General features: G+C 38.5%; 15 protein-coding genes. 10 read left to right on the top strand and 5 right to left on the bottom strand.

What is annotated here, in order from left to right:
- The first annotated feature begins 546 nt into the window (after positions 1 to 546).
- The 6 genes from WA249_RS04655 (at position 547) to WA249_RS04630 (ending at position 3,886) form a co-directional block, all read left to right on the top strand.
- The gene (locus tag WA249_RS04655; protein WP_336166672.1) at positions 547 to 864 is read left to right on the top strand and encodes a hypothetical protein; all 318 of its coding nucleotides are present in this window, start codon (positions 547 to 549) and stop codon (positions 862 to 864) included.
- 58 nt (positions 865 to 922) lie between these two features.
- Positions 923 to 1,132, top strand: a complete 210-nt coding sequence (locus WA249_RS04650) for a hypothetical protein (RefSeq protein WP_336166671.1) — start codon at positions 923 to 925, stop codon at positions 1,130 to 1,132.
- Positions 1,133 to 1,489: 357 nt separating this feature from the next.
- The gene (locus WA249_RS04645; RefSeq protein ID WP_336166670.1) at positions 1,490 to 2,092 is read left to right on the top strand and encodes a TetR/AcrR family transcriptional regulator; all 603 of its coding nucleotides are present in this window, start codon (positions 1,490 to 1,492) and stop codon (positions 2,090 to 2,092) included.
- Positions 2,093 to 2,095: 3 nt separating this feature from the next.
- Positions 2,096 to 3,073: a zinc-binding dehydrogenase gene (locus tag WA249_RS04640; RefSeq protein ID WP_262473124.1), complete on the top strand. Its 978-nt coding sequence runs from the start codon at positions 2,096 to 2,098 to the stop codon at positions 3,071 to 3,073.
- 65 nt (positions 3,074 to 3,138) lie between these two features.
- Positions 3,139 to 3,492, top strand: a complete 354-nt coding sequence (locus WA249_RS04635; RefSeq protein WP_336166669.1) for a DUF1304 domain-containing protein — start codon at positions 3,139 to 3,141, stop codon at positions 3,490 to 3,492.
- Between the two features lie 52 nt (positions 3,493 to 3,544).
- Positions 3,545 to 3,886, top strand: coding sequence for a GlpM family protein (locus WA249_RS04630; RefSeq protein WP_003654014.1), 342 nt, complete (start codon positions 3,545 to 3,547; stop codon positions 3,884 to 3,886).
- Between the two features lie 42 nt (positions 3,887 to 3,928).
- Here the strand turns inward: WA249_RS04630 and WA249_RS04625 are convergent, their stop codons facing one another.
- The 3 genes from WA249_RS04625 to tenA all read right to left on the bottom strand — a co-directional run bounded on the left by WA249_RS04625 (position 3,929) and on the right by tenA (position 5,950).
- Positions 3,929 to 4,735, bottom strand: coding sequence for an SDR family NAD(P)-dependent oxidoreductase (locus WA249_RS04625; RefSeq protein ID WP_336166668.1), 807 nt, complete (start codon positions 4,733 to 4,735; stop codon positions 3,929 to 3,931).
- Between the two features lie 102 nt (positions 4,736 to 4,837).
- Positions 4,838 to 5,209 (bottom strand): MerR family transcriptional regulator, encoded by a 372-nt coding sequence (locus tag WA249_RS04620; RefSeq protein ID WP_016139900.1) that lies wholly within the window; start codon positions 5,207 to 5,209, stop codon positions 4,838 to 4,840.
- Between the two features lie 66 nt (positions 5,210 to 5,275).
- Positions 5,276 to 5,950 carry a thiaminase II gene (gene tenA / locus WA249_RS04615; RefSeq protein WP_336166667.1) on the bottom strand — a complete coding sequence of 225 codons (675 nt, stop codon included), beginning with the start codon at positions 5,948 to 5,950 and terminating at the stop codon, positions 5,276 to 5,278.
- Positions 5,951 to 6,212: 262 nt separating this feature from the next.
- On the opposite strand from tenA, the gene WA249_RS04610 reads away from it, so the two are divergent.
- From WA249_RS04610 to ssb, 3 genes are all read left to right on the top strand, one after another.
- On the top strand, positions 6,213 to 7,295 hold the full coding sequence (locus tag WA249_RS04610) for a DUF475 domain-containing protein (protein WP_336166666.1): 1,083 nt from the start codon (positions 6,213 to 6,215) through the stop codon (positions 7,293 to 7,295).
- Positions 7,296 to 7,441: 146 nt separating this feature from the next.
- Positions 7,442 to 8,806 (top strand): MFS transporter, encoded by a 1,365-nt coding sequence (locus WA249_RS04605; RefSeq protein ID WP_336166665.1) that lies wholly within the window; start codon positions 7,442 to 7,444, stop codon positions 8,804 to 8,806.
- A 51-nt stretch (positions 8,807 to 8,857) separates the two neighbouring features.
- On the top strand, positions 8,858 to 9,451 hold the full coding sequence (gene ssb / locus WA249_RS04600) for a single-stranded DNA-binding protein (RefSeq protein WP_004639902.1): 594 nt from the start codon (positions 8,858 to 8,860) through the stop codon (positions 9,449 to 9,451).
- Positions 9,452 to 9,491: 40 nt separating this feature from the next.
- Here the strand turns inward: ssb and WA249_RS04595 are convergent, their stop codons facing one another.
- Positions 9,492 to 9,815 (bottom strand): AzlD domain-containing protein, encoded by a 324-nt coding sequence (locus WA249_RS04595; protein ID WP_336166664.1) that lies wholly within the window; start codon positions 9,813 to 9,815, stop codon positions 9,492 to 9,494.
- Entirely contained in the window at positions 9,812 to 10,507 is a 696-nt protein-coding gene (locus WA249_RS04590) for an AzlC family ABC transporter permease (RefSeq protein ID WP_016139906.1), read from the bottom strand. Before WA249_RS04590 ends, WA249_RS04595 begins: the two co-directional genes overlap by 4 nt.
- 68 nt (positions 10,508 to 10,575) lie before the next feature.
- On the opposite strand from WA249_RS04590, the gene WA249_RS04585 reads away from it, so the two are divergent.
- Entirely contained in the window at positions 10,576 to 11,124 is a 549-nt protein-coding gene (locus WA249_RS04585; protein WP_004789974.1) for a helix-turn-helix domain-containing protein, read from the top strand.
- Positions 11,125 to 11,187 lie beyond the last annotated feature (63 nt).

The raw sequence follows: 11,187 nt of genomic DNA, 5'->3' as shown, positions 1-11,187 counted from the left end.
TTAACCGTCCTATACAACTACTCTTAATGTCCCACTTGTATGAAGTCAACCTGTAAAGGTTTAATTTTCGACTATAACTATATGGCCTGTGCGACACCTATACTACCACATGTTATATGTGTCTAAACGATAAAAAAAACGGGTCAATAGAAGTAAGCTAAGCTCATCTCAGAAAGATTTATATTGATGGTTCTCGAATCTAAATTCATGAAAGTTTAAAATTAAGGACTTGTTTAACGTTAGCATTTTAAAAAAAATGCTATATAAACAGTAAAATCAATATTAATACAGATTTCTAGCTCTACACCTCAATTAATTGTACTCTTGTATTAATTCTTCTTTAAGATGTAGTAATTTAATTAAGGTTTACTTAAATGTTAATTCTAGCTATTTTTATACTTCATAAATTTAATTAAATATTCACGTGATAATTATATTTTTAGTTACAAAAAATTCTTTTTTTTCCTTTAGGTTACATTTTATTTATTTAATATATTAATTGTGAATTTAATATCAAATCACGATTATTATAAGGAATTTTATATAATGAAGATTCAAAATATCTTTTCAAAAAAAATATTATTTATAACGACTCTATTGATTAGCAGTGTAACTGTAGCAGCAGATTCAACTTCAAATTCATACAACCTAACCAAAGAACTATGTGCTGAATATTACACTGATTGTGCTGACGTCTATGGAACTGCAAGTAGTGGTGGTATGTCTGCTTGTGGTAACTCACTAAATACCTGTATTACAACAGGTGATTGGATTCCGCCAAATATTTCTCTATCATCAAAATTTTTAAATATTTTTAGTTCTGTAACTAAAGATACTCATACCTCTCAAATAACGACTATTTAAAAAAATGGGGGCTTAATAAAATATAATTAAGTCCCTTATATACTTAAGATGATATAACATGACTTTACTGAAAACTATAAATTCTGAATTAAACCAAGCAGCTATAATTTTGGATCAAATTACACATAAAATCCAAATGGCTCCAGAATTAGACAATAAAGAAAATATTCTTCTTATCGCTCAAGCAATGAGTAATATTTTCTTAATTCAAAAAAATATTTATGAACACTGTCCTGAATTAAAAAATTCTCTAAGTCAAAATGACTGAAAATTACATAAATAATCTAACCAATATTACATCCAACCCCACGGTTATAACTTTACCGTGGTTGATTTATTTATCTTGCCGACTTGTATTTCGAGTACCTGTAATGGGTTGGGCGAGTTTATATTTTGGGCTTTTAAGCCTTCAACTTGTTCACAAGCCATACTAATATTTCAAATTGACGTTTCTGGTGTAGTCTATCTTGTTGATACCTTCTAGCAAGCTCTTGGTGCATCCCCGACGCTTTAATTATTCTCAATATCTTGAGTAAATCGGCTTCCATTTCTACTTTCTAGCAATTTTTATTAAGCAACATAATTTTACTAGACGACTGGTCTAATAGTGGAGTATGGTGTTTACATGAAACGATTAAACAAAAGCGAAACCACGCGACAACATATTTTGGATACGAGCTTTGAGCTGGTATTACACAAAGGATTTGTTGGTGTTGGTTTGCAAGAAATTTTAAAGGCTTGTGACGTACCCAAAGGTTCGTTCTATCACTACTTTGCTTCGAAAGAGGCTTTCGGCTGTGCATTGTTAGAGCAATACATGGCCAATTATAAAGTTCGTATGGAACAACTTTGGCAGCACAGTGAACAAAGTGCCCATGCCCGTTTAATGGCGTTGTGGCAGGCGTGGATTGATGATCCCGTATATGGCAGCTGGGCTGAAAACTGCTTGATTGTGAAGTTGGCGGCTGAGGTTTCTGACTTATCAGAAGATATGCGCCAAATTCTCAATGATGGTGTGTACAAATTAACGCAGCGTCTGGCTTTGCTACTAAAAGAAGGGCAACAAGAAGGGTCAATTCCAAAACATATTGAACCTTTGAAAACTGCGCAAGTCATGTATCAGTTATGGTTAGGTGCAGCTTTACTCACAAAATTGTCGCAAGACAAAGCACATCTACATCTAGCTTTAGAAACGACCCAACAACTCTTAAAACCGATAGAGGAATAAATAATGCGAAGTATTATCCATGGTAATTTTGGCGAACCTGTAGACGTTTTAGAGCAGGCGGATATGCCAAAGCCAGAACCAAAAGCAGGCGAAGTGCGTATTAAAACTATCATGTCTCCAATTCATAATCATGATGTATGGACAGTACGCGGAAGCTATGGCTATAAGCCGACCTTACCTGCGATTGGTGGTAGTGAAGCCGTTGGTATTGTTGATGCTTTGGGCGAAGGCGTTACTCATGTACAGGTAGGGCAACGTATCGCAGTTGCAGCTGTGCATGGCAGTTGGGCTGAATACTTTATTGCACCAGCGCAAGGGCTTATACCACTCAATAATGAAATTGATGACGAAACAGCAGCACAACTGATTGGTATGCCAATTAGTGCTCTCATGTTATTGGACTTTGTAAATGTTCAACCAGGTCAATGGCTCATTCAAAACACAGCGAATGGTGCAGTAGGTAAAACAGTTGCGATGATTGCGCAGGCACGTGGCTTACCTGTAATTAATTTAGTTCGTCGTACTGACGCAATTGCAGAGATGCAAGCATTAGGCATTCAACATGTAGTTGCAACTGATCAGCCAAACTGGAAAGAGCAAGTTAAACAGATTCACGGTGACCAACCTCTCATTGCCGGCGTGGACTCGATTGGCGGAAGCGCAAGTGGCGAAATGCTGAATTTACTCAGTGAAAATAGCCTATTGGTTTCGTTTGGCAGTATGACTGGTGAAACCATGCAGATTTCATCGGGTGATTTGATTTTCAAACAAGCGACAGTAAAAGGTTTCTGGGCGAGTGTAGTCAACAAAGAAATGCCAGCAGAACGTAAAAAAGAACTGATTGTTGAGCTATTAACATTAGCAACTCAGAAAAAATTAATCCTTCCTGTAGAAGGTGTGTTTAGTTTTGATGAGATTAAAACAGCTGCCCAAAGAGCAACACAAGGTGCTCGCCAAGGCAAAGTATTGTTAAAACCGTAAAACACTAAAAGATCAGTCGAGAGACTGATCTTTTTTCATATCTTTAAAATAAAAAGGAAAGTTATATGATCGGACAAATATTCATTGCGCTTATTGCTATATTACATGTCTACATTTTGGTGTTAGAGATGTTTTTGTGGGACAAACCCTATGGCATGAAAGCCTTTGGAAATAATGCAGAAAAAGCAAAACTCACCAAGGTGATGGCACAAAACCAAGGTCTTTATAATGGCTTTCTAGCTGCGGGTTTGTTTTGGTCTTTATTGGCTGATGCACCGTTTGCAATATCAATTGCCAACTTCTTTTTAGGCTGTGTACTCATTGCAGGTATCTATGGTGGACTGACTGCTAGTAAAAAGATTATTTATATTCAGGCAGTTCCAGCACTGATTGCTTTGATCGCTGTTAATTTTCTCTGAAAAGTGCAAAATACAGCGTTTTGAAATGGAAATGATCAGGTAGGATCAGCACATGTGGGCGTTATTTTTAAAGTGTATGTTGGGAGCAGGGGTTGTCCTCATCATCTCGGTTTTATCGAAAAGTAAGGCATTTTATATTGCAGGTTTAGTCCCGCTTTTTCCTACGTTCGCTTTGATTGCTCATGTGATTGTTTATCAGCAAAAAGGAGCTGAGGCTTTACAGAAAACAGCTCTGTTTGGTCTATGGTCACTTATTCCATATGCCATTTATTTAGTGGCAGTCTATGTACTTGCAACACGTCTGTCGATGTGGTCATGTCTAGGTTTGGCAACACTGTGTTGGGTGGTTGCCGCGGCAGGTTTAATTTATGGCTGGCAGTTGTTCCAGCATTAAAAGATTAAGAGATACCCCTTAATCTTTTAAATTGAACTAGCTTTATGACGGATCGACAACGCGGGTTCTGAGCATCCCTTCAACTAAATTGATCATCTTTTTGCGAGAAAGAATTCGAGGCAGTTGAGACGTTAAATAGTTGCTACAACCTACAACAAGAGTTGGTTTATTTTTATCTAATGCTGCAACCGTTGCAGATACAACATCGTCGACTGTAGAGCTTTTCATACCGCTGGTATCGGCATTAGCGACCTGAGTAAAATTGGTTTCCGTATTGCCCGGACAAACCGCTAGAAATTTAACGCCTGAAGATGAATATTCTCCTGCCAGCGCCTCAGTAAATTGTAATACGTAAGATTTACTTGCCCCATAGACGGCAATGTAGGGGAGAGGTTGGAATGCCCCTGTAGATGAAATATTAATCATGATGCCTTTTTTGTTAGCAAGCATGTGAGGCAAGAATAAATAACATAAAGACGTTACGCTGCTGATATTCAGCGTGATCATTTCTTGATAGGTAGATACAGATTGATCTAGAAATTTAGTCCATTTTCCAAATCCTGCGTTGTTAATTAAAATTTCTACCGATAATTTTCTAGCCTGCACTTCATCAAATAATATTTGAGCTGAATTCGCTTGAGCTAAATCTAAAACGATAACCTCAACATTTACGTTATATGTTTTTCGAAGTTCATCAGCTAAATCATTCAGCTTTTGTTCGGAGCGTGCAGTTAAAATTAAATGAATGCCTAAAGATGCAAGTTTCTGAGCATAGGCTTTGCCTATTCCTGAAGATGCGCCTGTAATTAATGCTGTTGAATTTTTAAATGTAGAAAGATGAGCGCTCATTTTATTTATCCGTAATAAACGAAGTCATTACGATAAACCTTTACCCTAAGGGCAGAGTCAAGCACTCATTTTGAAAGCTATTTCAAATTTTAATGGGCTGTTTTAAGCCGAAATTTTATTGGTAATATAAGTCTGAATAATCTCATCTTCCAATTGCTTTAAATCTTCTTGTAAACGATTTAACGCTTTTTTTTGCTCAATAATTTGTTGATTCTTTTTTTGAATAAGTTGCTGTGCAACTTCTACAGGAAAGCGATTATTTTTATATTTTAAAGCTGACAGGTCATAAAGCTCGGAAAGGCTAAACCCAACGGCTTGTGCAAGGCGAATCATCTTAACTGATTGGACGTCAATCTCTTCATAAATGCGATAATTGCCTTTTCTTTTTGCTACAGGGAGTAAGCCTAATTTCTCATAATGCCGAATGGCTTTAGGAGTGGCTCCAGTTAAAGATGCTAATTCGCCGATATACATATCTGTCTCGCATTTTATTAAAAATCGATCAGCGTATTGAACCATCTGACCGATTTTTTTGAAATTTTAAATAGGGTCTAAACCTAACCATTGTCTTTTGTGGTAAGCGCTATCCCAAAATAACCACTCAAGTTTTGCACCCATGGTGTACGCAGCATGCATTTTCTCTAAAGTATCCGCATCACAACGTGCTGCAACTTTATCAACTGTCGCAATTACATTACGAACCGCTGTATGGAACTCTTCGCCTGCATAGGTATCAATCCATGCTTGGTAAGGATTATTTGGAATTGATTTATCTACAATGTCTTTACCGACTTCGGCATAAATCCATAAGCAGGGTAAAAGTGCTGCAAGCACGACAGGATAGCTTTCAGACCAAGCAGTTGCGGTTAAAAATGAAGTGTAATGGTGGCCGGCCAAAGTTAATGGCGTATTTTTAAATTCTTCTTTGGTTACCCCAAAGTTTTTCATGAAGTCATCGTGCAAGCTACGTTCAACCACAATTGCAATTTTAGCGGCATCTGAAAATTGCATAATATCGTCAGCCTCAAACGCCTTTGCTGCCGCAACAGCAAGTACGCGACCATAGGCCACTAAATATTGCGCATCTTGAATGACATAATGACAGAAAGCTTCTTTATCTAAAGTACCGTGAGCAAGCTCCTGATTAAAAGGCAGATCGAGAATTTTTTGATATAAATTTAAATTACGTTGCCAGAGTTCTTGAGAAAAAAGCATAAAATCATTCCATTTAAAATAAAACAGCTGAACTGGATTTTAAATCAATTTTAAAATACAAAAATAATAATGATAGATATATCGAAAGAAAATATTTAATACGATTAACTAGTTAATTACATATTATAAATTTCTTTATTAAACATGGAGATAAAGTAAAGGGAATAACTGCACAAAACGCCATCGTTTTATGGTTAATTATCGATATAATAACCGCGGTTTTAAGAAAGATTAAATTTAGTTCTTGGTATAGGTCTGATCCATGAAGCATTTCCGATTTTCGATATTTTTTACGGTGGTGTGTTTAGCACTATCCGCGTATTGGGGTTTTACCCATGGGCCTGAAGCTGGCGTGTCGACCATGCTTAAAGCTTTAACGATTACAGCCATTTTAGCTGTAATGGAAGTTTCTTTATCTTTTGACAATGCTGTCGTGAATGCATCGGTTCTACGTAATTGGGATCCTTTCTGGAAAATGATCTTTTTAACGGTAGGTATTTTAATCGCCGTTTTTGGTATGCGTTTGATTTTCCCTGTCGTGATTGTTGCCGTGACCGCTGATATGGGTGTTATTGAAGTGGCAAAATTGGCACTCAATGATCCGAAAACTTATTCTGAGCGCTTAATGGCACACCACGCTGAAATTTCAGCTTTTGGTGGAACATTCCTATTATTGGTTTTCTTAAACTTCTTCTTTGATGATGAAAAAGAAACACATTGGTTTAGATGGCTTGAATCTAAACTTTCAAGTTTAGCTAGCGTACCAGCAATGTCCGTATTTCTTGCTTTGATCGCTCTAATTGTGATGGCTAGTTATGTCGATGACCATCAACGTTTAGCAGTGACCATGGCCGGTATTTGGGGCATTGTGGTTTACATTGGCGTTGAAGTATTAAGTCATTTGTTAGGTGGTGAGCCTGAAATTGATGAAAATGGTAATGCTGTATTACAAGATGGTTCGGGTGCTGCATCTGGTGTGGTTAAAGCTGGTTTAGGCGGTTTCTTATATCTTGAAGTATTAGATGCATCATTTAGTTTTGATGGTGTGATCGGTGCATTTGCAATTACTAGTGACGTTGTTGTGATTATGTTGGGTCTTGCAATCGGTGCTATTTTTGTCCGTTCAATGACCGTTTATCTTGTTGAAAAAGGCACGCTAGATGCTTATGTGTTTTTAGAACATGGTGCACATTATGCGATTGGTGCTTTAGCATTCATTATGATTGCAAGTGGTACAGGCGTACATGTACCTGAAGTGGTAACTGGTTTAATCGGTGTAGCATTTATTGTGTGGGCTGTCATTGCTTCTATCCAATATGCGAAACGTGAACAAGAGTCGTCTTAAGCTAATTTTCAGTAAAGTTCGATAGTATAAAGAGGCTAAATGCCTCTTTATTTTTTTAAGCCGAAATCGTTATTTTAAATCATGTCTCCCGTATTTTTAGAAACGAATCGGCTTATAATTTGCCTAGTTTGATAACGTGTATTGATATGATGAATGCTTTGGAACGCCGCTCAACTTTTGCTTTAAGTAGTATTTTTGCGCTACGCATGTTGGGTTTGTTCATGATTATTCCGGTTTTTTCTGTAGTCGGGCAGTCATATCAATATGCAACTCCAGCACTCATTGGTTTGGCTGTGGGTGTCTATGGTTTAAGTCAGGCTATTTTACAAATTCCATTTAGCTTACTGGCTGACCGTTTTAGCCGTAAACCTCTTGTGGTGCTTGGCTTATTGCTGTTTGCTATTGGCGGTGCAATTGCTGGTTTATCTGACACGATTTATGGTGTGATTATTGGCCGTGCCATAGCAGGCGCTGGTGCAGTTTCAGCAGTCGTGATGGCACTTTTAGCAGATGTTACACGCGAAGAGCAACGTACTAAAGCCATGGCCGCTATGGGCATGAGTATTGGTTTGTCTTTTGTGGTGGCGTTTAGTCTTGGACCTTGGCTCACAAGTCTTGTCGGCATTTCTGGTTTGTTCTTTGTCACGACCATTATGGGTTTAATTGCGATTTTGATGTTATTGCTTGTGCCTAAAGTGACCCGCCATCATCGTAATTATCAGCAAGGCTACATGGCGCAGCTTAAGCAAGTCATTCAAATGGGTGATTTAAACCGTTTGCATGTTTCGGTTTTTGCATTGCATTTATTGCTCACTGCCATGTTTATTTATGTGCCTTCACAGCTTATCGAGTTTGCACATATTCCTTTAGCCAACCATGGTTTGGTGTATTTACCATTATTAGTCATCAGCCTGTTTTTTGCATTTCCAAGCATTATCGTGGCTGAAAAATATCGCAAAATGCGAGGCATTTTCTTAACGGCAATTACAGGGATTATTGCAGGTTTACTGCTACTCATATTTGGTTATCAATCAAAATATGTATTACTCGCAGGCCTAGGTATTTTCTTCATTGCCTTTAATGTGATGGAAGCTTTATTGCCATCGTGGTTATCAAAATGTGCGCCAATCCAGTCAAAAGCAACTGCTATGGGTGTAAATGCCAGTAGTCAGTTTTTAGGTGCTTTTTTTGGTGGCACACTAGGTGGTCAATTATTGATGTTACATAATACTGCGATTGGATGGAGTGTCTTAACAGGGATTGCTATAATATGGCTGCTAATTAGTTTTGGTTTAGCTCAGCCGCGGTATTTGTCATCGATTGTGTTGCCATTGCCGCAAGTGCAACAGGTGAATGAGTGGACCACACAGCTATTGGCAATTCGTGGTATAGAAGAAGTTGTGGTGATGCCTGACCAGCAAGTTGCTTATATTAAAGTCGATAAACAGACTCTTGATGAGGCTGCGCGACGTGATTTAACGCAGTTGTTCGGTAAAGAGGTAGCCATTTAAGCATAACTCTTATAAAGTAAAACATAGAAATGTATAGGATGAAGACAGCTAATGCGTGGTGTAAATAAGGTTATTTTGGTTGGTACTTTGGGTCGTGATCCTGAAACAAAAACTTTTCCAAATGGGGGCTCGCTGACTCAATTTTCAATCGCGACAAGTGAAGCTTGGACCGATAAAACTTCAGGTGAGCGTAAAGAACAAACTGAATGGCACCGTATTGTTTTGCATAACCGTTTAGGGGAAATTGCTCAGCAGTTCTTACGTAAAGGTTCTAAGGTTTATATTGAAGGTTCATTACGTACGCGTCAGTGGACTGATCAAAATGGTCAAGAGCGCTATACAACAGAAATTCGTGGCGAACAGATGCAAATGTTAGATGGCCGTCAACAAGGTGAACAAGGTTTCGCTGGCGGTAATGATTTTAATCAACCACGTTTTAACGCACCTCAACAAGGTGGTAATGGTTATCAAAATAATAATAACCAAGGTGGTGGTTATAACCAAAATAGTGGTGGCGGCTATGGCAGCAACCCAGCTGGTTTTGGTAATGGTGGCAACAGCCCGCAAGGTGGTGGCTTTGCTCCTAAAGCACCACAACAGCCTGCGTCTGCACCAGCTGATTTAGACGATGATTTACCGTTCTAATCAAAGTTTAAAAAAAGGCGAGTTTATCTCGCCTTTTTTATTACTCGATTCCGACTAAACGTATCAGGGCTGTGCCAGCTGCTGCTAAGCAAATCACCAATAAAAGCGGTACTTTTTTCCAGACTAAGAAAAGCGCTAGTCCAACACCGAATATACGCGCGAAACCTGCGAAATGTTGACCTTCAAAAAATGTAGTTGTGACAGCAATCGCACACAGTAAAACCGTTGCGCCATTTGACAGTAAAACTTGGTATTTTTCAGAAAAAGTAAACTTGGCGCCTAAGTGAAAACCAGCAAAACGAATCCCATATGTTCCAAGTGCTAACAAGCCTATTCCCAAAATAATGAGTAATTGTTGATTCATTTTTTTCTACCAAATATTAAGCCAAAAAGTGAAATCAGAATTGGAAGTCCTGAGGCCAAAAAAGGTGTGGTAATCAGTGCCAAAGTTGATCCGGCAAATGCAGCTTTTCGGGTAGATTTGTTCTTTAAAGCATTAAAAGTAAGTGCAATTAAAATGGCAGGGAAAATGGCATCTAGACCAAATGTTTTTGGGTCTGGAATAGCGCTTCCAATAAAATAACCCGCAGTGACACCAAGTGGCCAAGTCAGCATGATGCCTATACCACATAGCCAGTAAGCGGCTTTTTTTGTCTCGAAATCGGGCTGTGCCATGCCAAATAAAACGCTTTCATCGTTCATGATATGAGCCCCGAAATATCGAGAGAATTTACCTCTGATTAATTCATTGACCGCAATCCCAAAAGGCAGATGTCTTAAATTGACGAGTAGTCCTGCAATTGCAGCAGCAATCGGGCTACCACCTACAGCCAAGAAACCAATAAAGATAAATTCGGCAGTTCCTGCGAGCACAAATACAGATAGGCAAAGTGGGATCCAGAGCGCTAAGCCATAGCTTGCGGCGAGTGAACCTAAAGACATACCAACAACACTGGTTGCTAGACACACAAAGAAAATCGAGCGGGTGGTGTCTTTACTAAGTTTCTTAATGAGAGAGTATGTGGACATAGCATGATATAACGAACGATTTTCCATTATAATGAATAAGTCTGATTGTTTTGTCAAAACGAACGATCGTTTTTTTTATAGAACGGATGTGGTGAATGTCTCAGCCAATTGAAATTATTGCCAAAGGTTTAAATCGTGAACGTCAAAGAGCAGGGCTTTCTTTGGCAGAGGTTGCCCGTCGTGCAGGTGTTGCAAAGTCTACACTTTCTCAATTAGAGGCTGGCCAAGGAAACCCAAGCATTGAAACCTTATGGGCACTTTGTGTGGCGTTAAATATTCCATTTGCACGTTTGATGGAAGAACCGAGCAATCAAGTACAAGTCATTCGCTGTGGCGATGGGCCAACAGTGAGTTCAGAGATTGCCAATTACAAAGCAATTTTGCTAGCGACTTGTCCACCGCATGCGCGCCGCGATGTGTATTTATTGATTGTTGAGCCAGGCGAAGACCGTCTTTCTGAACCTCATCCAGTTGGTTCTGTGGAACACATTATTGTGGTCGAAGGTAAAGCTTTAGTGGGCTTAATTGATGAAGCTGTTGAGCTCGGTGTCGGAGATTATATTTGTTACCCTGCCGACCAGAAACATATCTTTAGAGCCTTGGAAACAGGTACAAAAGCGTTATTAATTTCTGAACAAAACTAAAGAATTCCAATCTTATTAAAGTAAAACTTAATTATTTTCAGAATAAAAACTTAAAACCATTTA

Origin of the sequence: Acinetobacter sp. 161(2023) (genome assembly GCF_037027805.1) — a bacterium.
Lineage (GTDB): Bacteria > Pseudomonadota > Gammaproteobacteria > Pseudomonadales > Moraxellaceae > Acinetobacter.
This window is presented reverse-complemented; position numbering and strand designations above follow the sequence as displayed.

Bases quoted from the DNA above. Each gene is read 5' to 3' on its own strand.
- WA249_RS04645 (WP_336166670.1), top strand. From the start codon at position 1,490: ATGAAACGATTAAACAAAAGCGAAACCACGCGACAACATATTTTGGAT.
- tenA (WP_336166667.1), bottom strand. From the start codon at position 5,950: ATGCTTTTTTCTCAAGAACTCTGGCAACGTAATTTAAATTTATATCAA.
- WA249_RS04620 (WP_016139900.1), bottom strand. From the start codon at position 5,209: ATGTATATCGGCGAATTAGCATCTTTAACTGGAGCCACTCCTAAAGCC.
- WA249_RS04635 (WP_336166669.1), top strand. From the start codon at position 3,139: ATGATCGGACAAATATTCATTGCGCTTATTGCTATATTACATGTCTAC.
- WA249_RS04650 (WP_336166671.1), top strand. From the start codon at position 923: ATGACTTTACTGAAAACTATAAATTCTGAATTAAACCAAGCAGCTATA.
- WA249_RS04625 (WP_336166668.1), bottom strand. From the start codon at position 4,735: ATGAGCGCTCATCTTTCTACATTTAAAAATTCAACAGCATTAATTACA.
- WA249_RS04655 (WP_336166672.1), top strand. From the start codon at position 547: ATGAAGATTCAAAATATCTTTTCAAAAAAAATATTATTTATAACGACT.
- WA249_RS04595 (WP_336166664.1), bottom strand. From the start codon at position 9,815: ATGAATCAACAATTACTCATTATTTTGGGAATAGGCTTGTTAGCACTT.
- WA249_RS04640 (WP_262473124.1), top strand. From the start codon at position 2,096: ATGCGAAGTATTATCCATGGTAATTTTGGCGAACCTGTAGACGTTTTA.
- ssb (WP_004639902.1), top strand. From the start codon at position 8,858: ATGCGTGGTGTAAATAAGGTTATTTTGGTTGGTACTTTGGGTCGTGAT.
- WA249_RS04630 (WP_003654014.1), top strand. From the start codon at position 3,545: ATGTGGGCGTTATTTTTAAAGTGTATGTTGGGAGCAGGGGTTGTCCTC.
- WA249_RS04590 (WP_016139906.1), bottom strand. From the start codon at position 10,507: ATGGAAAATCGTTCGTTATATCATGCTATGTCCACATACTCTCTCATT.
- WA249_RS04610 (WP_336166666.1), top strand. From the start codon at position 6,213: ATGAAGCATTTCCGATTTTCGATATTTTTTACGGTGGTGTGTTTAGCA.
- WA249_RS04605 (WP_336166665.1), top strand. From the start codon at position 7,442: ATGATGAATGCTTTGGAACGCCGCTCAACTTTTGCTTTAAGTAGTATT.
- WA249_RS04585 (WP_004789974.1), top strand. From the start codon at position 10,576: ATGTCTCAGCCAATTGAAATTATTGCCAAAGGTTTAAATCGTGAACGT.